This window comes from Erythrobacter sp. SN6-5 (genome assembly GCF_057364945.1).
Map to the genome: position 1 here is coordinate 824,072 of NZ_CP200282.1, position 19,889 is coordinate 843,960.

22 protein-coding genes are annotated in these 19,889 nt (G+C 52.7%); 7 read left to right on the top strand and 15 right to left on the bottom strand.

Annotated elements, in window-relative coordinates; all coding sequences use genetic code 11:
- Positions 1–15: 15 nt before the first annotated feature.
- The 6 genes from AC0V6Z_RS03985 to AC0V6Z_RS04010 all read right to left on the bottom strand — a co-directional run bounded on the left by AC0V6Z_RS03985 (position 16) and on the right by AC0V6Z_RS04010 (position 4,947).
- The gene (locus AC0V6Z_RS03985) at positions 16–1,074 is read right to left on the bottom strand and encodes a Fic family protein (protein WP_472640096.1); all 1,059 of its coding nucleotides are present in this window, start codon (positions 1,072–1,074) and stop codon (positions 16–18) included.
- 159 nt (positions 1,075–1,233) lie between these two features.
- Positions 1,234–1,575, bottom strand: a complete 342-nt coding sequence (locus AC0V6Z_RS03990; protein ID WP_472640097.1) for a hypothetical protein — start codon at positions 1,573–1,575, stop codon at positions 1,234–1,236.
- A complete protein-coding gene (locus tag AC0V6Z_RS03995; protein WP_472640098.1) occupies positions 1,572–1,808 on the bottom strand; it encodes a hypothetical protein in 237 nt (78 codons plus the stop codon). The genes AC0V6Z_RS03990 and AC0V6Z_RS03995 overlap by 4 nt, the downstream gene beginning before the upstream one ends.
- Positions 1,809–2,126: 318 nt before the next feature.
- Positions 2,127–2,462 carry a hypothetical protein gene (locus tag AC0V6Z_RS04000; protein ID WP_472640099.1) on the bottom strand — a complete coding sequence of 112 codons (336 nt, stop codon included), beginning with the start codon at positions 2,460–2,462 and terminating at the stop codon, positions 2,127–2,129.
- Between the two features lie 183 nt (positions 2,463–2,645).
- Positions 2,646–3,842 (bottom strand): hypothetical protein, encoded by a 1,197-nt coding sequence (locus AC0V6Z_RS04005; protein ID WP_472640100.1) that lies wholly within the window; start codon positions 3,840–3,842, stop codon positions 2,646–2,648.
- Positions 3,843–3,957: 115 nt separating this feature from the next.
- Positions 3,958–4,947 (bottom strand): hypothetical protein, encoded by a 990-nt coding sequence (locus AC0V6Z_RS04010; protein ID WP_472640101.1) that lies wholly within the window; start codon positions 4,945–4,947, stop codon positions 3,958–3,960.
- A gap of 352 nt (positions 4,948–5,299) precedes the next feature.
- On the opposite strand from AC0V6Z_RS04010, the gene AC0V6Z_RS04015 reads away from it, so the two are divergent.
- Positions 5,300–5,965, top strand: a complete 666-nt coding sequence (locus AC0V6Z_RS04015; RefSeq protein ID WP_472640102.1) for a hypothetical protein — start codon at positions 5,300–5,302, stop codon at positions 5,963–5,965.
- Positions 5,966–6,235: 270 nt separating this feature from the next.
- Positions 6,236–6,421, top strand: a complete 186-nt coding sequence (locus AC0V6Z_RS04020) for a hypothetical protein (RefSeq protein WP_486176434.1) — start codon at positions 6,236–6,238, stop codon at positions 6,419–6,421.
- Between the two features lie 30 nt (positions 6,422–6,451).
- On the opposite strand, the gene AC0V6Z_RS04025 is transcribed toward AC0V6Z_RS04020, so the two are convergent.
- Entirely contained in the window at positions 6,452–8,209 is a 1,758-nt protein-coding gene (locus tag AC0V6Z_RS04025) for a type IV secretory system conjugative DNA transfer family protein (protein WP_472640103.1), read from the bottom strand.
- A 168-nt stretch (positions 8,210–8,377) separates the two neighbouring features.
- Between AC0V6Z_RS04025 and AC0V6Z_RS04030 the strand changes: the two genes are divergently transcribed.
- Together AC0V6Z_RS04030 and AC0V6Z_RS04035 are read left to right on the top strand one after the other, a co-directional pair.
- On the top strand, positions 8,378–8,848 hold the full coding sequence (locus AC0V6Z_RS04030; protein ID WP_472640104.1) for a hypothetical protein: 471 nt from the start codon (positions 8,378–8,380) through the stop codon (positions 8,846–8,848).
- Between the two features lie 146 nt (positions 8,849–8,994).
- Entirely contained in the window at positions 8,995–9,867 is an 873-nt protein-coding gene (locus AC0V6Z_RS04035) for a hypothetical protein (protein ID WP_486176435.1), read from the top strand.
- On the opposite strand, the gene AC0V6Z_RS04040 is transcribed toward AC0V6Z_RS04035, so the two are convergent.
- Complete coding sequence (locus AC0V6Z_RS04040) at positions 9,853–10,374, bottom strand: hypothetical protein (RefSeq protein ID WP_472640106.1); 522 nt, start codon at positions 10,372–10,374, stop codon at positions 9,853–9,855. The two genes, AC0V6Z_RS04035 and AC0V6Z_RS04040, sit on opposite strands and share 15 nt — an antisense overlap.
- A 289-nt stretch (positions 10,375–10,663) precedes the next feature.
- Between AC0V6Z_RS04040 and AC0V6Z_RS04045 the strand changes: the two genes are divergently transcribed.
- Positions 10,664–11,233, top strand: coding sequence for a recombinase family protein (locus AC0V6Z_RS04045; RefSeq protein WP_472640107.1), 570 nt, complete (start codon positions 10,664–10,666; stop codon positions 11,231–11,233).
- Positions 11,234–11,255: 22 nt separating this feature from the next.
- Here AC0V6Z_RS04045 and AC0V6Z_RS04050 read toward each other — a convergent pair whose 3' ends face one another.
- Positions 11,256–11,690, bottom strand: a complete 435-nt coding sequence (locus tag AC0V6Z_RS04050) for a hypothetical protein (protein WP_472640108.1) — start codon at positions 11,688–11,690, stop codon at positions 11,256–11,258.
- A 1-nt stretch (position 11,691) separates the two neighbouring features.
- Positions 11,692–12,210, bottom strand: coding sequence for an antirestriction protein ArdA (locus tag AC0V6Z_RS04055; RefSeq protein WP_472640109.1), 519 nt, complete (start codon positions 12,208–12,210; stop codon positions 11,692–11,694).
- Between the two features lie 503 nt (positions 12,211–12,713).
- Here AC0V6Z_RS04055 and AC0V6Z_RS04060 point away from each other — a divergent pair.
- Complete coding sequence (locus tag AC0V6Z_RS04060) at positions 12,714–12,881, top strand: hypothetical protein (RefSeq protein WP_472640110.1); 168 nt, start codon at positions 12,714–12,716, stop codon at positions 12,879–12,881.
- Between the two features lie 130 nt (positions 12,882–13,011).
- Here the strand turns inward: AC0V6Z_RS04060 and AC0V6Z_RS04065 are convergent, their stop codons facing one another.
- From AC0V6Z_RS04065 to AC0V6Z_RS04075, 3 genes are all read right to left on the bottom strand, one after another.
- A complete protein-coding gene (locus tag AC0V6Z_RS04065; RefSeq protein ID WP_472640111.1) occupies positions 13,012–14,190 on the bottom strand; it encodes a serine hydrolase domain-containing protein in 1,179 nt (392 codons plus the stop codon).
- 112 nt (positions 14,191–14,302) lie between these two features.
- Entirely contained in the window at positions 14,303–15,343 is a 1,041-nt protein-coding gene (locus AC0V6Z_RS04070; protein ID WP_472640112.1) for a helix-turn-helix transcriptional regulator, read from the bottom strand.
- A gap of 199 nt (positions 15,344–15,542) precedes the next feature.
- On the bottom strand, positions 15,543–16,379 hold the full coding sequence (locus tag AC0V6Z_RS04075; protein ID WP_472640113.1) for a hypothetical protein: 837 nt from the start codon (positions 16,377–16,379) through the stop codon (positions 15,543–15,545).
- A 252-nt stretch (positions 16,380–16,631) separates the two neighbouring features.
- Between AC0V6Z_RS04075 and AC0V6Z_RS04080 the strand changes: the two genes are divergently transcribed.
- Positions 16,632–16,850: a hypothetical protein gene (locus AC0V6Z_RS04080; RefSeq protein WP_472640114.1), complete on the top strand. Its 219-nt coding sequence runs from the start codon at positions 16,632–16,634 to the stop codon at positions 16,848–16,850.
- Between the two features lie 240 nt (positions 16,851–17,090).
- Here the strand turns inward: AC0V6Z_RS04080 and AC0V6Z_RS04085 are convergent, their stop codons facing one another.
- Together AC0V6Z_RS04085 and AC0V6Z_RS04090 are read right to left on the bottom strand one after the other, a co-directional pair.
- Positions 17,091–18,161 (bottom strand): copper resistance protein B, encoded by a 1,071-nt coding sequence (locus AC0V6Z_RS04085; RefSeq protein ID WP_472640115.1) that lies wholly within the window; start codon positions 18,159–18,161, stop codon positions 17,091–17,093.
- Positions 18,161–19,864, bottom strand: a complete 1,704-nt coding sequence (locus tag AC0V6Z_RS04090) for a copper resistance system multicopper oxidase (protein ID WP_472640116.1) — start codon at positions 19,862–19,864, stop codon at positions 18,161–18,163. The genes AC0V6Z_RS04085 and AC0V6Z_RS04090 overlap by 1 nt, the downstream gene beginning before the upstream one ends.
- Positions 19,865–19,889 lie beyond the last annotated feature (25 nt).

Sequence of the window (19,889 nt, forward strand, 5' to 3'; positions counted from 1 at the left end):
TCGCCAAGCTACAGATTAACGCCGAGCATACCACGTGCCCTTGCCTTTGCCGTGCTGTGCCAGATGACCCGCTTCGACGAGAGCAGCGAGATGCTTCTTCACCGTATTGCGATTGGCACGTGTAAGATCGACTATCTGCGCATTGGTCAACCGACCATGCGCGCGCGCCAACTCCAAGATTTTGAGAGACAGCTCGGGAAGCTGCTCAATGATGATCTTCTCACGCTTGATCTTGGCTTCTAGGCGCGCCTTTTGTTGCTGCAAGGCGCGAAGGAAGAAGGTCACCCATGGCTGCCAGTCGGGCGTATCAGTGCGGATGGTTCCCTGAGTTTGGCGAAGAGCGAGATAGTAGGCTTCCTTCGACTGCTCGATCACACTTTCGAGCGAGCTATAGGGTACGTAAGCGTACCCGCCTTGCAGCAGCAAAAGCGTCGTTAAGACACGGGAGAGCCTTCCGTTTCCGTCTTGGAAAGGGTGGATCTCCAAAAAGACCACCACGAAGATCGCCGCAACAAGCAGAGGGTGTAAATCCCTTTGCTGCTGGCGATCGCGTGTCCATTGCACCAGCTCCTCCATTAAGCGCGGTGTGTCGAACGGCGATGCGGTTTCAAACACCACGCCGATCTCACGGCCCTCTTCATCAAAGGCGCTCACATTGTTGGGCGATGTTTTGTAGTCCCCGCGATGGCGCTCGTCCTTCTGGCTATGCGCCAGAAGATCACGGTGAAGTTGGCGTATATGGTTCTCTGTGAGGGCTATGGCATCGGCATTGCCAAAGACGGTTTCCATCACCGCCGCATAGCCTGCGACCTCTTGCTCGTCGCGGCTATCAAAGCGGTTGATGTCGATATTGGTTAGAAGCTGCTCAACCTCTCGGTCTGACAGCTTACTGCCTTCGATCCGAGTTGACGAGCCTATGCTTTCGATGGTGGCCACACGGCGCAGCGCTGAGAGCCTTTCGGGAGCAAGCGTGCCAAGGGCCTTCCATGCGCCTTTGAACTCATCGATCTCGGCTATGAGAGATAAGATTTCAGGAGTGATTTCTAAACTGTCGGTGCGGTTGGGCATATCCATAAATATACCCATATTTATCCAAAAAGCAAGATGCACCCAAAAAGATAACCATAAATACCCAAAGCGCAATCGTAGCCATTTGATCATCTATAGGTGACCAAATACGCTACCCGGCTTCACATCTATGTGAAGATTAGTAGCAGTGGATGCAGCCACCGCTCAAAGGAGCGATAGCTGCATATCGGCAGGATCAGCGATGGCGTAAACATCGCGCGCCATCATCATGGTGGCTTTGCCTTCAAAGATAGGCTTAGCGGTCACAGGATTGTGAATGTCTCGGCTTGCCCAGATCTTGAGGCCTGATCCTTGGAAGGTGATGTGGAGCTGGCCCGGACCACCAGACCCGCCAAAGATTCCGAGCGAAGCAGCAAGCGCGGATGCGAGCGCCTTGTCGCTCATCCCGTTTTCAATCTCATTGGCACGGCGTTTGGCAAATCCTGAGGTCGCTTTGCGAAACGCTTTCTCGCGTTCCTGCGCTGTAAGAGGCGTAGAGCCGCTCACTGAGCGGCTCTAGCTTGATTTTCTTCGATTGGGAAAAGGTAGAACCCATCATCGATCACCTGTTTGCCGGTGAGCCGAACGTAAAGGCTTTCTTTGCCTTCTCGCTCATAAGCGACACCGAGGCGAATGAAGCGGGCTTTATCGCCATATCCTGTGCGGGTCTTGACCACGTGACTTGGCTGACTTGGGCTTGGACGGTTTTGGTTTTGAGTGTTGGATTGTGCGTCTGACATTTTATATCTCCTTGTCATCTTGGTTGCTGGCCGGATCGTCCGGCCTATGACCGACCGATGGCTGCGTGCGACCTGATCATGACAAGGGGCAATACGGTCTGAGCGCTAGCGCTCAGAGTGGTGCGAGCAGCCCCTTGCATGCCCGGCAGGGGCGAAGCATCGGGTCCAAGCTGCTAACGGCGTAGAGGGAAAGGCAGGACGCTCCGGTCTAGTGGCGCGGTGTGCTTCAAGGAAGATGATGGAAGAACAGCACAGCCTACAACACAAAAGCCCCGCTGGAGCATGGCGGGGCTCTATGGAATTCTTCAAGTACCCTGCCTAATGCAGGGTCACGAGACCTGGCGGCTCCTTCAAGAGCTGCTCGTAAGCGTCAAGGATCTGCATGCGGGCATCATGCGTCCTCTTGCCATCGAAGAAGTGGTAGAGATTCCTTACCGAGAGCTGATCGGTGTATATTCCCGTCTCGCCGGTCTCGCGAAGAACGCGGCGGCGATTGGCCTCAACAATCCTCGTGATCTCGGAATGGTAGAGCGTCATTCCAACCTCAAGCTCAAGCTTCCGTTTGGCCAAAGAGTTACGAATGTAATTACGATGGCCGGGGGTGTAGATCGTGCGAACGATGATCGGCGGGTTGGATTCAGAAAAGATAGGCATAGCGGGATTCCTCAAATTGGGGTGGCGGATAAAACGTGAAGTCAGGGTGGTGGCAGTCTCGTCTTATTGAGGAGAGCTGCTCACTGGCTTTGGCGGGGTATTTGATTGGAAGGATCACACTGTCCTCCTATGTTTGAGTGGAAGGTTGAGGATCGGACGCAAACCGCCCGATCCTCGGCTTGATTAGAGGGGAATACGGTCGACGGCGCCGGATTCATAAACTGGGTTGCGGCTAGTTGCTTCAGGGCGAGAATGCGCGCGCGGCTCATGACCAAATGGGGTAGGAGCAGGAAGAGGTGCCGACGGGGCAGCTGGAACCAGTATCACCAAAAGCGTCACGACTAGGATTGGCAGGCACTCTATGATCACACTGACTGAGATTAGCGGTGCAAGATCACCAGAGTGCTTCGCGATAAGCTCGAAGCCTTCTACCTCGCTTACCTCTTGAGGGTTGCGCAAAGTTTCGGCTTCCAAAGCGGGCAGTTCACCGCTGATCCTACGCGCAGGCGCTGCAAATGCTTCTGTGAGTTTGCGTTCAGCTTGCGCGGATAGACCAATCCGTCCCCAATCCTTTTGCAAAGAATCCGAAAGGCTTCGCAGAAGCGGGATCGGTATTTGGGAGTTCAACTCCTCTGATGTTGAGTTCAGCTGCGCAGTGAGTTCGCGAATGCGCAGGCTTTTCTCTTCAAAGCTCAAAGAACTCTCGCTTTGAACGATGCGCAGACTGCTCAGGAGCTGTCGCCCAGAACGGATCAGGGGGCCAGCTTCCGCCCGCGTGGCGATAAGCTGTGTAGTCGCACGCTCCGCTGCTGTTTCTACACCGCGCAATTCTACGGTGGTCCGGCCAATACCCGAAGAATCTCCAGACACTGCACCATTGGCTAGCTCTTGAGCGTACATGCCCTGTGCCGTTGCACGTATTGTTTCAGCCAAAGGCAAGAGGCTTTCCGCTTCGGTGGCTGCTTCGGACTTCGCCAAAAACATGGCTTGTGCCTCTGCAATGACTGCCTCGTTTTCCAGAACGCGAGCCTCTGGCGTTGCCAAATACAAAACAGAGGTTGTTCCGCTAAAGCATCCCACAAAGGCCGCAGCGAACAGCCAAAGCATGAAAATGCGTGGTAAGCTTTCTGCTGGAGCATTTGGCACGACCCTCGTACCGATCAGGTTCAACCCGATAAGGGTGACTAAAAGCACCGCAGAGATAATGACCGAGACCAGCCAATCAGATGCATCAGCCTGATCGGCCCTTTGGGTGCCCAGCAAATATAGAAAGGTGAAAAAAGTTGTCGCTAGGGCAGCAAGAATTGTGCTGGCGATTAGAACATTGTGAACACTGGCTGGAATGGCCGTTTTTTGACCATGCTGCGCTTGAATACCCATGTGAACAACTCCTGCTTGATCGAGCCACATTGGCCCGTGATACAGGATAGCTAATATAGATCATGGCTTAATTCAAGTTAATTCATGACTTAAAGTTCCGTCGGTCTGGCGCGCGTCATCTTGGCCCCATGGGATGATTTTGATTTAGGAAGTCTAATACAGCTTGCTCTACGAGGGCACTCTGACTGACACCCGTAGCCTTCACCGAGCTTTTTATACGGTCAATAAGTTCTACGTTGAGGTTGAACTGAATCGGCTTGAACTGGCCACTCGGCCCCGTTCGCCTTTGCCTACCAACCTTCAACCCGCCGATTTCTTGATCACTTTGGGCCTGCTGTTCGACCACAGCTTCGTCAGGTCGAGCAACCCTCTCTTCTAAAGCTGCTAAACGGTTTAAAATGTCAGTTAGCTCTTTACCTTCCATACTCTTCGGGGGCGCGGTGCTATCATCCTCCCCTTTATAAGCAGCATTTATATCATAATCACTATAGTATTGAAATATAATATTACTGAAGTTCTCTGCTGGGATGCGATCTGCATTCAACGAAGAAATAATATTGCTTTCTATGTCAACAAATAGAGGCGGCAACCCCTCGGTCAATTTCTCAAACGCAATGAAACTGAATGCGCCCTCCTTTGAACCAGATAGCGTGGTGTAGAGCTCATGGACGGATGGGTCAGTTTCCAGCGATTTCTCTAGAAGATTCTTTGTGATCAAGTCACGAGAGCGTTTTTCCGGCTTGAAATAAGTCTTATTGATAAGATGGCCGCAAAAAAGCCCCTCTCGTTCATTGAGCGGAATATATACCGGGGAGTACTTTGGATGATATGCTCCAAGGGCATCTGGTTTTGAAGACGGCCGCATCACCAAGATTTGTTTGGCGCGATCCCTCTTGCCCTTGACCGCGTCCAGCTCCAAAAAATCGACCTTGCTCAATTCAGCAGACAGAAGCTCTTTGCCTATGATGGCCGATTGCACTTCTCTTCCACTCTCGTCAGCTGAACCTTCGAGATCGTTGTTTTGATTTCCACGTCGGAGTACGCCGACAGGCACGCCTGCACGATTTCCAAATATAGCGTCTGCAAGCTCTTCTTCAGGTGTCATGGAAGCCTTCTTCCGTTCTTTATAAAGGCAAAGCATGTTTTTAGCATTGCAAACCATGGCCTGTCTATATTAAGTCATGATTTATATCGAGTGTTCGTACCTTCGCTCGCCTCCTTTCGACGAGGCCTTTCCTATTAGAGAACCCAATTAGTGGTTCATTGGTTTCACATTCATTGAACGCCTGAAGCGGCGACCTTACGCGTCCAAATATCTGACCTCTTTTCCTGTCATCAAAGACAGGAGAATCATGATGGACGACAAGAAGAAAGAAACCCCGCAGCGCTCGCGCACGTTTCCGATGGGTGAACCCAAAGAGTTCAGCCAAGTAAGGAATCCTCCAAGGATTGAGCCTATGCAACCCGTATCGCAGCCAAAGCGTTGGCTGCGTATGCTGGCAACCTTGGGTGCACCCGGACTCGTATTGATGGCGGGCATGGCAACGGTTGAGGTCTTTGCACCCGAAGACTGGAAGCCAAGCGTCATGGTCGGCGAAGCCATCGCTAAATATGAGGTGACGGTCATCCGCGAAACGCTGATTGACCGGGCGGAGGCCGAAGAGAAGATCGCCGAGGCCCGCGCTGATGGTGAGCGACAAGCTGAAATCAACTTTCAGGCACAACTGAAAGAACTAGAGTTCACCTATCAAGTGAAACTTGCGCACGCTAATGCGCAGTTTCAGACAAGCATGGACGCATACCAGGCGCTCTATCAGCGCGCCAACATGATTCAGCAGGCGACGTTGCAGATGGAAGCGACTGTTCTGCAATACCGGCAACAGCAAATTGCTCAGACACAGGCTGGCAAGAGCTTTGTCGCCAATGCTGCGGATATTGGCTGCGTGTTTGTGCCAGAGATGTGTGCGGTCAGCGATGAAATCCGTGAAGACATAGCGGATGAGTTGGTTCAGGCTGGACGGCACGGCGCAGGTAGCATCGCACAGAGTTATCTGCGCGATATGCCTACAGCAGCCGAGCTTCAGACACGTATTCTGTCTGCCGAACCCCAAAAAACCAACTAATGCGATCCCCGAGCCTAGAGATAGACTCGGGGCAGCTCATTCAAGGAAGACGATATGTCCATGCGAAACGGTTCCTACGCGCGCATTGTTGACGGCATGGGTTCGGGGAAATCTCAGGTCAATGACAACACCCCTACTAAAACCAAACCATCGCCAAGCTCTGCTCGACCAGACTTTAGCGATAGCAAGTCCAATCAAATGGAACGCAAAGCCGGGCGCGCCATGGAAAAGCTAGCGCCAACACCTGATCGCGCGCCGCAGCCGCGCGGTATGGGCGAGCGAGCCGTCAATCGAAGCGCGCATTACGCAAAAATGCACAAGGCGCATGAAGAGAACCGCAAGCCAGCAAAATCACAAAAGCTTCGGGATGCTATGGAGCAAAAGGTGCATAAAGCCGGAAAGAGCTTGAACCAGCGTCAAAGCGAAGCTTCCCAAAGCAAAGGCCTTGGAAGATAAGCCTTGCGCAAAGCGCTAAGGGGGCAAGCATTAGCGCGTCAGCCTATCAAACATCTCATCTTCAAAATATGGCGTCCGCCGGATGGCAAATGGCCCCTCGCCTGACACAAATGCAATTGCCATTCCGCTTTCACGGTTGAAATAGCGCGCCAGCTCATCCGGCGTCATAAGCGGTGTCTTATAAATCTGCTCAGACTTAGAGATTCCTTTTGTAGCAGAGCTATTCTCGCTTTGCTGATTGGTCAGAGAGCTATGCTGCGAGCCCCCTTCTGTGCGACCTTGCGACTGGCTGTTTGCTGTCGAGCGTTTCATCCGGCGGTTGAACACATCGAAGAGCGATTGCCCGCCTTCGACTGCCGCTGTTTCGCTAAGCGGTGCCATGTCGGATTTGGATTGTGAGCTGCTGTCAGAGAAGCTCCGGCCTTCGCTTTGGCTTTCACTGTTGCTGCTTGATTGCCCTTCTGTTTGAGATTGGCTTTGCCCTGCATTCTCCCGAATGATTTCAGTTTCGCCGATGCGCCTGGATAGCCATTCAAGCGTGGTTAGATCACTGTTTGCAAAAAACGTCATCGTTCCCGCATTGGCAATGAAGGTCTGCCAGCTCTCTTTGTAGTGCTTTTGCATCTGCGAGAGGTCTTGCACGATGGGCCATAGCTTAACGCCATATCCAGCCATAAGGCCCGCCGCTTTTTCCAGCATTTCCATATGACCTAGCGAGGCGAACTCATCGAGAATAAACAGCACTGAATGCCCGCACGCGGGCTTCTCAAGTCCAATCTCTTCCATACGGAAGAGCATGACCGAGATGAGAAGCCGCAAGAACTGAGCATGTGTCGGAAACATGCGAGCGGGCAAGCAAAGATAAAGGGTCATCCCGCCTTTCGCGGTTTTGATCGCATCGATATCGAAATTGCTTGTCCTAAGCGCGTCTTTGATTCTCGGAGTGCCAAGGAAGCGCAAATTGCGCCTTGCCGTGCTAAGCACACTACCGCGTTCATTGTCGCCCATCTCATTGACGCACTGAGCTGCGCCAATGATCGCGTCACGGACATCGGGGTTAGCGGCGTCGGATAGCGACATATGCGACCACAGAGCCGAGAATGGATTGGGAGCTACAGGAATGTAGCCCTCTTCATCGGCACGCTTTTCCATTTCGGCGGCAAGCAGAACTTCCGCAAATTCTGGATCGCCTTTGTTTAGGAGCTGATGCACCCGGCCAAGATTACGCTCCGATGCCGTTTCCGTGTCGCACACATGCAAGATAAGCCCAGCAACTAGGTCACGGGCGGATTCATCCCAATGCGAATCCTTCTGATTGGTCTTAACGACCAGGCTGTCTGCGATCATGCCTACAATATCGATGGCTTCGTCGCTCTCGATATTGACTAGATCAAATGGGTTGAAGCGTCCGATAAACTCTTCATTGAGGCCTGACTCGCCAAGAGGATCGATAGCAAGCACGGTGTGGCCTGTCTTAGTAGCGCGGTGCTTTGCGGTAATTGCCGCATTCTCACCCTTTGGATCAATAACAACCGCGCTTCCTGGCCACAGGAAGAGATTGGGCACAATCAGTGAGGTGCCCTTACCTGACCTGTTACCTGCTGCTGTAAAAAGGTGACGATCATCGGTGATGCCGATCCGCTCGCCCCTGCCGTTTTGACCAAGATAGACTGAACCGTGCTGATAGCTATCTGTCGCGGGGCACCACCGCGCGCTTGCTAGCAATTGGGATTTGGAGCTTCCAACACCGCGAGGAGGCTGGAACGGGAAGCGGGTATTCGTGGGCACGCAAGAATTTCCTTCAGAGTTTGAAAGAGCGTACAAGTTGGCAGAGTAAGGCCTCCATCCAGTAGTCATGAAACTAGAACGCCCGAACTACGCAACAGATCGCCTAAGCCTGTGGATCGTTTGGTATTCTGCGCCTTCAATGCTCGTCGCTGCTGTATAATCAATACGATGACGATTTACGTGCCGATCACTGATGAAATACGCGAAAAACTGATCTCGGAGCGTAAACGCACAGGTGTTGGACCGACAGCGCTTATGCGCGGGACGGCACATGACCCTGAGCGCCCCACTACGCTCAAGGGTCACACAATATCGCTTTGGCTCAGCGGTAAAATCGAGAGCGCGCGGCAAAGCCAGCTGGACTACGTCTTAAACAAATGGGCATCCCTACCGGATGCTGAAAGCAAGAATGCACGCACGCCAGAAGAACGCATTGCTCTCACATATGAACACCTAGGCATCATCGACAAAGCTTGGTCCGATGGTTTGCTGCCTGACAAGATATTGCAGTGCTCTGATGTCCCCGAAGGATTGAACGCGACCATCATCCGCACCTGGAAGGATCGGCGCATAAAGTCCGCTGCAAAGCCCTATCTTGGGTTCGTTCTGCGGCACTGCACAGCCCTTGCCTCAAACTAGATAAAATTTGAGCTAAATTTGCTTCAAATGCGAGCATTTCCATAATCTTTTTTAAGACTTTCTCTATATAATTTAATGAGTTGGGAGAAACGCGCGGTTTAACCGCCTCCTGGAGGAGAACAAAAAAGAATTACGGAGTCTGACAAATGGTCGGATCACTTCTAAATCACATGAATGACCCTTTCGCCAGATTGGAATCTGAGCAGAGCTTGGTCGATTTCACCCATTTTGGCGGTGCAAGAGCATTCGATACAATGGGGTTTGCCGATAGCGAAGGCGCGGCGAGCGGACGTGCTGGTACGCAAGAAGTCGATAGCGAGAAACTCGAGAAGTTGGAACTTCAGCGTCAAAAGCGCGTAGAGCGCGATAAAACCAGTGAGCTGATTGAGCTTGGATATCAGCTCAGACAATCACGCACTGAAAGCATCACCGTTGGTGGTATCAGTCTTTCAATTGGTGAATGGCAGGATATCAAAGACACGCTTAATGATCCTGCGAAGCTGGCGTTACTTAAAGAGCAAATGCGCGCTCAAGGCAAAACTGAGGCCGAGATTGATGAGAGTATAGATGTCGCCAGAATGGCATCGAATATTGCGGTCAAGAAATATCAGGGCAAACCACTTACATCTGAAGAGCAAGCGTTCGCAGACAGCTTGGAAAATGACCCTGCAACCCAGCAACAATTTGACCGCGTTGCAGAGGATGTCGCAGCTATGAGCAATAGCCGATTAGAGAGCGATCGCAGCTTAAACGAAGGTCAAAACGCAGAGATAGCTGATCTTGATTCTAGCGCTGCAAGAGAAGTCTTTGCGGTGAAGGTTGTACAAGATAGCGACAGCATTGAGATTGCTGAGGCATCTCGACAGTCAGCGTCGTTTGGAAATGAAAACCCTTTTGCCAGTGCTTACACTCCATCAACCGACTTCAACGCCAGTGCATCTGGTATAGAAACCGTCGCAGCTGCGCCTCAAGCTATCGTTGACAGTGGAGCCAAGCCAGTTGGACTAGCGAACGGTTAGAGCAGCAACTTGCTGCGGGAATGCTTCCCTATGGGCATCTAGAGCATTTTGGCGAACAAGCGGGCGTAAATCCTTGGCATTATTTGTGCCGACAACCCCATCAAAGCGTGGCTCACTTCTCGCATAAATCTGAAAACCAGCATCGCCTTCTAGACCGTTTGTGTCTGGCGCGAGCACAAAAGCTATCGGAATTCCGATACCTGCCAAATCTCTAGCGGCATTATAAGCTTCTTGCTGAATTGCACGAGTGCCACCCCAAACCACAATGGCGACCTTGTTGTGAGAGGCATTGGCCACGATGTATCTGGCATCATCAATGGCGCGATCTTGTATCCCGATAAACTGAACTGCAGCCTGGGGCGCTTGAGTTGCTGTGACACTGCTAGCTGTCGTAGTGGCTTCACTGTTTGTTGCTGTCTCAGTTTCTTCAGCGCATGCAACAACCGGAGTCGCCAGCATTGTAGCTGCCAAAAAACTCCCCAAAACTCTTTTCGCCAGTGACGCCATTTTCATACCCATAAACTCTGTGTTTTATGAGCCGACAATAACGACCGTTTTTGTCAAGCTGGGCATGAGCGAGGAGGTTCCGGTAGAAAGATGCCAAACGAAAAGCCTTGAAATAATTACAATTTTCTAGTAGTTTACAATGAAATCGCAGTGCTAGAATGGTCTAGCCGCAATTGGGGAAGAGCCGCCAGAATTGACCGTGACAAAAACGGTCCTTTTTGACAGATACGGCCTAGGTTTTGAGGAACTCTTCGCTACAATCCAATGTGAGAACCTGCGCGAAAATGACATGGCCATCAGAGCAAATAAGCGGGTCGGATATGCGCGGGTATCAACCACCGATCAGTCGCTAGAACTGCAATTGGATGCACTGACGAAAGCTCAGTGCGATCACATTTTTAGCGATGATGGCATTTCAGCGATTGCGCGTTCGCGGCCAGGATTTGAAAAAGCGCTCCATCATCTTAAACGCGGCGATACGTTGGTGCTGTGGAAGATGGATCGCGCCTTTCGCTCTCTTCGCCATGCCCTTGATGTCTTCGAAAACTTTGAAGAACGCGGTATCGAGTTTCTAGTTCTGACCGAAGGTATAGATACAACAACTCCTATGGGGCGGTGTTTCTTCCAAATCCGCAACGCGTTTGCTGAGTTGGAGCGCTCGCTGATCTCCGAGCGCACCAAAGCTGGTCTTGAGGTGGCGCGCAAGCGCGGCAAGCGATTGGGACGCCCACCTGCTCTATCCTCTCAGCAAATACGTGATGTGCGAACGCGCAGGCTCGCCGGTGAAACCATGACCGCAATGGCTGCACAGCACCGCGTCAGCGAACGCACGCTCTATCGCGTTGTGAATGGATGCTAGCGAGCTTGGGCAAAGCGTCCTTCTAAAGCGCGAACAGATCCCCTTGCTTGGACAGCAATTCATCCAGCCAAATAAGATGCGCAAAATCATTGAACAGGTGATTGTGCTTGAGACTGATATTGGTGTGAATGTCGGCGCATGATGGCTCACACGGTTCCGCCCTCTCCGTGCGGAATGCCGCCAACTCTCGCGCTCGCGCGCGGTAGCCGCTTACATCTCGTGAGAAATCTTCCAGCACTTTGGCTCTGATCGAGCGCAGAGCGTGTGAGCGCTGTGGTTCAGGCCTATCGTCTGCGGTCGTGATATCTTCCCGCATATAGCCTCGATAACCGCTTTGACTCGCGCTCTGCTTAATTTGCTTGAGCGTGAGCACCTTGCCGCCAAGATTGTAATACCATGGATGGCCTGCACCATATCCGCCGTGCGTGAATTCAATTGGTTCTTTTCTCTGGCACATATCAATGCGCCCAAAAGACATGAACCTGATCGAAGGCTGTCTTTATCGTTAGAACGTCGCTTATCTCGAGGTCACGCGCCATCTTCTCATAGTCGATGTAGAAGGCGAGATTTTCAGGGATGGAAGCACCTTGCTCAGTAAGCTCCTGCGCAAAGTCTGACAGGCTTTCATATTCACCTACATAGTGATCTTCGAACGCTTTCTTAGCCTCGTCTAGCTCGCCATAGTGTTCCAGAATCTTGCCGCCGAGCGCTCCATGCTCATCAATGAATTCGGCTATCTCTGAAACGCTCTCAAAGCCTTCATATTCTGACACTGAGTAGCCTTCAAAGCCCTCGTAATCATGGATTGCCCATTCTTCTGCATCCTCAATCGGAGAGGCCAAAAGCATCGTGCTCACCTCTTCCCAGATGTCATAGGGATCTTGGTTTGCATCAATCCACTTCCCGTGCAGTTTACCGTTATTGTAAGCGGCTAAACATGCCACATAGATTCTGATTTCTCCTTGGTTGTCTGTCATTTTCTTCATCCTTTCCTTGGGTTTGGGTTCGTCATGAACCCTTGCCTTCCGGCGAGGATGGGTGTGCAAACGGCGCGGAAAAATCGCGTCTCTAGTGGTGCGGGCGCAATGCAATGAGCCACGGTAGAGCGTCTATTTTTATCGAAGTGCGCTGAGGGCAAGGCCCTAAGAACGCGTCAGGGATCAAAGCCTTTGGCCGAGATCATTAGCTCGGTTCACGAGAGCCCGCTTGGACGCCAAAAATCAAATAAGAAGCTCTGCTTTGCTCAAGCTTCAGCAAAAGCGATACAAGCTCATGCACATGTCTTTGCTCAAATTGAGCCTGCCTTTCGGCCTGTTCGAAGGTCGGTTTTAGTCCAAAGTCTGCTCTTGAAACATCAAGCCCATGTATGGGCTGCTTCTCATATGGTTACGCTTCAAAGATGAATGATGTCAGATCAGATTTGTCTGCTCCTGTCTCCATCGAAGGCCGCAATGGTTGCGGTCTCAAAAGGAGAAAGACAATGCACGAAATATTCAACATCGCATCGCTGGCGAAACTGTCAAAAGCTGAGCTGTTAGGCTTGTTGGCAAACTGCCAAGCGAAATTGGCTGAGCCTCAATCCGAACCAGAGCAAGCGGCGATCCGATCGAAGATCAGCTTAATCCGTCTGGCGTTGACGCATGGCTAAGCGGGGGCCGCGCAGCTAAATACGTTCAAGACGATTGACCTTTCTTTTCAAGCGGCAGCTTTGCGCCCCATATTCAGTCATGCATTGCCGTCTAATAATTTCCTGAAAGCAGACGTTTGCTAAACTGGCATCACGCACTCGCGAGGCAGTCCCGGAGCGCTTGGTGAATGTCACCGGTGCCACCCTGTGTGTTCGCTAGAAGTGCTGCAGTGGTGTTTGTTCTGGGCGCGTGAATCCAGTAAGCTCCGAAGCCTGAAATAAGCCCTGCGTGTGAGTAGTATCGCTCGCCTGCTTGGACCCATGTGTTCATGCCCAATCCATAGCCAAGTTCTGTTGTGTTATCGGGCCATGGCAGCGGATCAGAGCCCGGCGCCGTATACAGTCCATGCTGAACGAGTCGACCATCGCTCAGGACGGCATGCCGTGTCATTTCTGCTAAGCTTTCAGCACTAACGATTATGCCATTGAACAAGGCATCGCTGAATGAAAGAAGGTCGTTCACGCGGGAGCGCAACCCGCCTGCAGCAAATGGCATAGGCTCGAACCCTGTTTCGACAAACTTATCATCTGACATAACGTAACCCTTAGCCCAACGTGGCTTGGGGCGACGTGGGTCTTCCAATTCTGTCAAAATGGCACCAGCTTCTGATAGAACGAGTCTTTGCAGAGCCTCTTGATATGTCTGGCCAGTCACATTCTCGATGATCGCACCCAAAAGCAAGTATCCGCTATTGGAGTAGTCACGTTGGGTTCCTGGGTCGAATAGAGAAGTCGTATCCATTCGTGCCAACCACCTATGTGCTTCACGATCACTCATGAACTCATCGGGCGTGTTGAATGGTAGAAGGCCCCACCAATTCGGGATGCCTGAGGTGTGCGTCAACAAGTGGTAGATTGTAATTTCATTGGCTCGGGGAAAATCTGGAAAGTAGCGTTCTATTGTCTGATCAAGTGACAAATGCCCGAGCTCTTTCAGTTTGAGAACCGTGGTCGCTGTTAGAGGTTTGGTGATCGATGCGATCCGAAACTGAGTCAACTCATCGACAGGCGTTTTGCATTCTGTGTCGGCATAACCAAAATATGCCGCTTTTCGATTATGACCATCGCTGACACCGATCGAGATTCCAGTAACTTGATCATCCGAGACCAAACGTTCCGCATCGTCTGACAGGTTTGCGAAAATTCTCTTAATACAAGTTCCATCTTCCCCATCTTGCCGACTTGTATCCCTCTGAGCCAGTGCAATTGTGCCCGGTAGCAAAGAAGCACCCGCTACAAGCATCAGCGTACGTCGTGACAAATTCAACATATGGACTCCATCAGTATCTAAGGTGTTCTTTGATAATCTGCCCACGCATGGGTGACTTGTCCGTTTCGCGGAAAAGCTTGCCGAATTCGCGGATACTTGATTTTGGGGCGCTCTAGACTTGATCGCGCTTCAAGTCCCTCCGGTACTCGGACGGTGTCACACCTTCGCTGTGTTTAAACGCGCGGTTGAATGGCGACAGCGATTTGAAGCCGCAGTCCATCGCAATCGTGAGGATTGGAAGATGCTCCATATCTGGGTCTTCGAAGCACTTTTTGACCGCTGCAATTCGACATGCGTTTATGAAGACGCTGAAGTTCTGGTGACCGAGGGTTTGATTGATGAAGGCGCGCAGCCGATGCTGCGTAACACCCAATTGCTTTGCCAGGCTGACAATCGTCAAGTCGGGGTTTTTGAAATACTCTTCTTCGCCCATCAATGCGTCAAGCTGCATTGCTAGATCTTGATCTTGCGAGCTTGGACTTAATGTGCGGTCTGATACTGTTTGAAAGTTGAAAGCCGCTTTGTCTGCCTCAAGGAGCCAGTAGCATGCCCATACTATTGCAGGCCAAATCGTCGCTATCCAAATTGTCGGCCGTGGAGGATAGGTCGAATTGATCAAAACAGCTTCAACCAGAGCAGCGCTGAGCGCAACAAAGGCTATGACAAGCACAAAATAGAGACGAGCGCGGCGGCGATTCTCGAGCAAATCATCCGCACGCCCCCGCAAGGCCGTAAGGACTAAGTGCCCCATCAGAAGCAGCGAGAAGAATTCCGATAGATAGATGAAACGCAGCGGCTCCGTCGTGATCAGATTGAACTCATGCAACCTTACGATCAGGATCGGCACGCAGTAGACGCATGCGACCATCAAATGGACAGGGCGCAATGCAAAGCTGGATTGGAAGAGAGACAGGGCAAAAAGCCAAACGAAGACCAAGTGAGGAACATCAAGAAATCGCACTATCACATGCAAGGCCTCAGGCAGCTTTAGCTGGTCTATTGTGAGGCCCAGAAACGCAGCCGCGACTGTGAGGCACGCCATGAACAGATACGGAGCGCCAGGCCAACTGCGTAAGTCTCGAATTGTGAATGTAGCCAGCAAGAGCAGAAGGCCAACGCCCGTAAATCGTATGAATGCATCAACGAGGATCATTGTAGGTATCAGTGGTCAGGCAATTGAGGAGCGTCGTGGATGAGCTGCTGCCAGCGTTGCCTTGTCCTTTAGAGGTGCTTTTGGCGTCCGACTTGCCGCGAAGTAAGCTCAGTGATGGCCTCAATCCGCTTCCTTCCATCAGGTTGTAGCCAGATAATTGCTAGCGCCCCATAGCATCAATCCGAGTCGCAAATGCTGATCAGAGCTTTCCAGCTCTTATCCACTTGCTAAGCCTCCCCCAATTTTTGACGCAGTTGAAGAGTTCAAGTTTGAGGTTTTGTGACTGAGGGTATTCGTCACACGCGCTGAAGCTGGCGAACGCGATATTGACCATTTCATCGAAATAGGACGGAATTTCCTTGCTCTCGTCGCATTCATCACTTGATCTACGCCAAAACTCATCATTTTGGTTTGATGCCTCGACATAATACTCGTCGAAAGAGCAAAATCTAGGACTCGGAATAAAGTCTGGATCAGGATCCAAGATTGGTTCCGCTATTTGCGGCAGGATGGCCGCATCCAGAGCAATCAATTCGTTCCATTTATCTAACGACGTAGTACCGGTCATGGTTTTGGAGATATAACCGCCAGAGGTGCCTTCTGACTTGCGCCATTGACGGGTCTTCGCGCCTACTCGCACGATACGTTTCACGTAATCCACCTTTATCTCAATTGAAATTCGGCTAGATTTCCTCTCATTCTCTCTCCTTACGTAAGTTCCGCGCCGAACGCTTCGCTCATGCCAATCGAGTTCTGAAAGCGATCCATAACCCGCCCAATCATCGGGAAATGTCCGATCATTTTCTGGATCCTCAGCCGATAGAGGGCTTGAGACGGCTAAAGCCCAAATGACAAAAAAGGTGCGAACCAAAGACAAGAGCATACCTTTGAAGTATGAGGAATCAGGGTCTGTAAGATCGACGGTACTTCGCGAAAATTGAAGCGAAAGTGCTGCTTGTACAACTGGATGGCCTAAGCGAAATTGAAAGTCAAAAGCTTGATCGTAACATTCTCCGCCGACTGAGCGAATGCACATGAGTTATCGCAAAGTTTTGAGGAAGATGGACATGCTCATCCGCCGTACCCTCACCGCCTCATTCCGCAACGGGTACAGTTAGTCTGACAACACCGTCCTGTGAGATGCTGTGGGAGAGATACGTGATAGTGAGCGCGCCAACCTGACTATCCAGAACACGATGCGTCGGATTGTCGAGAATTACCTAGTTGTGCTCGGCGGCTTGCTCCCGGACGATATTGTTGCGAAGTTCGAAGGCCGCGAGGCGCAGATTTGCCGTTCCCTTTTTCCTGGACTCACGATGGATCCCATACTGCGCATGATGAAATCTATCTCGCCGCAGATGACAACGCCGTGCAACAATACTTAGGTGTGTTTGAAAGGGTCCTCATCAAAACCGACCACCAAGCGCATTACGACATGATGATGCGGATCGAGAGCGACAGTTTGTCGGCGGCCGCTGAAGCGGCGCAAGACAAAGCGGAAGCCTGAGTCCATGATCTGAAAGAAGCGTCCTACACGCTCCCAAAGTTCGACGCTTGATCCTTTTGCCTCTTCGATGATGGGAGCCGCATAGCCAAGGTGATTAGCATAACGGCCTGCAGGCGGTCGTGACCTGCATTTCGGCTTTCCACGATCCAGCCACCGAAACCCGACCGACTGCTTCCGGCCCACCTTGAGCCATCGCTAAGCGTCGTATTCTGGGGGTGGAAGCGGACGTCGGCTCGCGAATTAGAACCAAGCTCTCAATCCGAAAACGAACTTCAAGCCATCCGGGTCGTCGCCAGCGGCTCTGGCGATGTCAGCGGTTTCTCCCAGCGCAGCCTCGTATTCGATGCCCACATAGGGCGCGAACTCGCGTTCGATCTCGTAGCGCAGCCGAACACCCGGCTCGATCTTGGTGATCCCTTCACCGATACCGCGTTCTGGAATGTCTTGTGCCGACAGTTCAACCTCGAGGCGTGGCTGCACGATGAGGCGCTGTGTGATGCGCTGGTCGTATTCGCCTTCCAAGCGCGCCGTAAGGTCGCCGCGATCCGACAGGAACAGCGCACCATTGACATGGAACATGTAGGGCGCGAGACCCTGCACACCGACAACCAGATGACCGCGTGTGTCCGGCTCAGGATCAAAACGCACACCCGCTTGCAGATCGAAGAAGGGGCCGATTGCGCGGCTATAAAGCGCCTGTATCTCTGCATCCTCCAATTCGCCGCCAAACACGCCTTCGCCCTCGGTTTTCAAGACGAAGCGGTTGATGTCGCCGCCGTAGAAGGCTTGCGCGTCCCAGACATATCCACCCTCATCGCCGTCCGCCGCGATGCGTGCTTCAAGTCTCTCGATGAGAACGCTACCCGTGCGCATCCCGCCATTCTCGCGGGCTAGGTTCTCGCGGCTTGGAGCCATCGCATCGGCACCCCAGATCGCATCGGCTGCATGCCGAGGACCTTCCAAGGCTCGCGCAGGCACCGCGTCTTCCGGCGCAGCGCCGGGAACAGACTTGTCCGTAGTCGCGCCGTGCTGGCTGTGATCCATTGCCCCATGATCCATGGTGGAATGGTCAGCGTGCTCGTCCTGCTTGTCGTCGCCATGGCCGGAGTGATCCATTGAACCGTGGTCCATTGCGTCATGGCCGTCGTGCTCATCTTTCGGCGGGCACTGTTCGGGCGGAAGGTGCCCCATTGCGCAGTGATCCATTTCCGGCTGCGGTCCGCTTCCATGAGAGGAATGATCCTGCGCAGCTAATGGCGCGCATAGCGACGCGGCAATCAGTGCCGCGCCGACAGGCCAAAGAGCGCGCATCAGCCCAAAGCCCCATCGGGGAATGGACGCACGGTCACGACCTGCATCATCCCTGCGTGCATGTGGTAAAGCAGGTGGCAGTGGAACGCCCAGTCTCCCGGCTCGTTCGCGGTGAGATCGAATGTTGCTGTGCCGCCCGGTTGCACCACCATCGTATGCTTCAAGGGCTGGTGCATATGGTCCGCGCCGTTCACCATCTCGAAGAAATGGCCGTGCAAGTGTATCGGGTGGGCCATCATGGTCTGATTGACCAGCTTCACACGGACACGCTCATCATAGCCGAAGCGGATTGGGTCATCGGTGACGGACGTGAATTTCTTGCCGTCAAAGGACCACATGTAGCGTTCCATATTGCCGGTGAGATGTATCTCCATCTCTCGTTCAACTTCGCGGTGTGGATTCATGCGCTTGGCCTTAAGGTCGGTATAGCGCAGCACGCGGTGGGGAACTTTGTCGAGGCCAAGTCCGGGGAAGTCCATCCGGTCAGTCGGCATCGGCGCGACCATATCGACGCCGGGGCCAGCCTCAACATCATCGGGCAGAAGCGAGGTATTGCGCATGTCGTGGTCCATACCGCCCATGTCGGGGCCCATCTCTGCATGAGCAGCGTGATCCATCATGCCCATGTCAGTCATGGTCAGCGTCGGTATCTTGCGCAAGGCAGGCGGTGTGGCGATGTGCCCCTTGTGGCTGGTGAGCGAAGCCACACCCATTCCGCTGCGATCCATCGCTTCAGCAACGATAGCGTGGCTGCCGTCAGTCGGCGCGACAATCACGTCATAGGTTTCCGCGACGCCGATCTGGAACTCGTCCACTTCGACTTCGTCCACATCCTGCCCGTCGCATTGGATCACCGTCATCGGCACGCCGGGGATGCGGACGTTGAAGAATGTCATGGCGCTGCCGTTAATCACTCGCAGCCGCACGCGTTCGCCCGGCTTGAACTCCAATTGCAGATCATCGGAAGGACCGTGTCCGTTGATCAGGTAGGTGTAGGTCTGGCCCGACACATCCGCGATGTCGCGCGGGTTCATGCGCATCTGTCCCCACATGCGGCGCATTTCGCCCGACATGTCGCCCTCGGTCGCGCTTTGCATTTGGTTTTGGAAATAGTGTTCGCCAACCTTTAGCAAGCGCATGATCTGGTGCGGGTGGATTGGCGTGAACTCTGACAGAAGCACCACATAGTCGCGATCATAGCGCGGGGCTGGCTCTTCGCTTTCGATGATGATTGGGCCGTAGTGACCAGCCTGTTCTTGCAGCCCAGAGTGTGAATGCCACCAATAGGTGCCGGTCTGACGTATCGGGAACTCATAGGTGAAGGTCTCGCCCGGCTTAATACCGGGGAAGCTGACACCGGGCACTCCATCGAACTGAAATGGCAAAAGAAGCCCGTGCCAATGGATCGAACTGTCCTCGTCCAGATTGTTGGTGACGTGCAGCCGAACGTCCTGTCTCTCGCGCAAGCGGATCAGCGGGCCGGGCACCGTGCCGTTCACGGCAAAGGCATGACCCGAACGTCCGCCAGTCATGAAATGCGCATCGCCAATCGAGAGGTTGATGTCCTCGCCAGACAACTCTCCAAACCCTTTGCTGGCATGTGGCATTGATTGACCACGCGCCCAAGCAGGCATGGGAAGCGACGATGCTGCGGCCAGTGCAGCAGTGCTGCTGATCAGGTTGCGGCGGGAGAACTGGGGCATGGCGAACGTCATCTCTGTTGTAGGA

Excerpts from the sequence above, each read along its gene's own strand:
- AC0V6Z_RS03985 (WP_472640096.1), bottom strand. The coding sequence starts at position 1,074 with ATGGATATGCCCAACCGCACCGACAGTTTAGAAATCACTCCTGAAATC.
- AC0V6Z_RS03995 (WP_472640098.1), bottom strand. The coding sequence starts at position 1,808 with ATGTCAGACGCACAATCCAACACTCAAAACCAAAACCGTCCAAGCCCA.
- AC0V6Z_RS04000 (WP_472640099.1), bottom strand. The coding sequence starts at position 2,462 with ATGCCTATCTTTTCTGAATCCAACCCGCCGATCATCGTTCGCACGATC.
- AC0V6Z_RS04005 (WP_472640100.1), bottom strand. The coding sequence starts at position 3,842 with ATGGGTATTCAAGCGCAGCATGGTCAAAAAACGGCCATTCCAGCCAGT.
- AC0V6Z_RS04010 (WP_472640101.1), bottom strand. The coding sequence starts at position 4,947 with ATGACACCTGAAGAAGAGCTTGCAGACGCTATATTTGGAAATCGTGCA.
- AC0V6Z_RS04015 (WP_472640102.1), top strand. The coding sequence starts at position 5,300 with ATGCAACCCGTATCGCAGCCAAAGCGTTGGCTGCGTATGCTGGCAACC.
- AC0V6Z_RS04020 (WP_486176434.1), top strand. The coding sequence starts at position 6,236 with ATGGGCGAGCGAGCCGTCAATCGAAGCGCGCATTACGCAAAAATGCAC.
- AC0V6Z_RS04030 (WP_472640104.1), top strand. The coding sequence starts at position 8,378 with ATGACGATTTACGTGCCGATCACTGATGAAATACGCGAAAAACTGATC.
- AC0V6Z_RS04035 (WP_486176435.1), top strand. The coding sequence starts at position 8,995 with ATGGTCGGATCACTTCTAAATCACATGAATGACCCTTTCGCCAGATTG.
- AC0V6Z_RS04040 (WP_472640106.1), bottom strand. The coding sequence starts at position 10,374 with ATGGCGTCACTGGCGAAAAGAGTTTTGGGGAGTTTTTTGGCAGCTACA.
- AC0V6Z_RS04045 (WP_472640107.1), top strand. The coding sequence starts at position 10,664 with ATGGCCATCAGAGCAAATAAGCGGGTCGGATATGCGCGGGTATCAACC.
- AC0V6Z_RS04050 (WP_472640108.1), bottom strand. The coding sequence starts at position 11,690 with ATGTGCCAGAGAAAAGAACCAATTGAATTCACGCACGGCGGATATGGT.
- AC0V6Z_RS04055 (WP_472640109.1), bottom strand. The coding sequence starts at position 12,210 with ATGACAGACAACCAAGGAGAAATCAGAATCTATGTGGCATGTTTAGCC.
- AC0V6Z_RS04060 (WP_472640110.1), top strand. The coding sequence starts at position 12,714 with ATGCACGAAATATTCAACATCGCATCGCTGGCGAAACTGTCAAAAGCT.
- AC0V6Z_RS04065 (WP_472640111.1), bottom strand. The coding sequence starts at position 14,190 with ATGTTGAATTTGTCACGACGTACGCTGATGCTTGTAGCGGGTGCTTCT.
- AC0V6Z_RS04070 (WP_472640112.1), bottom strand. The coding sequence starts at position 15,343 with ATGATCCTCGTTGATGCATTCATACGATTTACGGGCGTTGGCCTTCTG.
- AC0V6Z_RS04075 (WP_472640113.1), bottom strand. The coding sequence starts at position 16,379 with ATGTGCATTCGCTCAGTCGGCGGAGAATGTTACGATCAAGCTTTTGAC.
- AC0V6Z_RS04085 (WP_472640115.1), bottom strand. The coding sequence starts at position 18,161 with ATGCGCGCTCTTTGGCCTGTCGGCGCGGCACTGATTGCCGCGTCGCTA.
- AC0V6Z_RS04090 (WP_472640116.1), bottom strand. The coding sequence starts at position 19,864 with ATGCCCCAGTTCTCCCGCCGCAACCTGATCAGCAGCACTGCTGCACTG.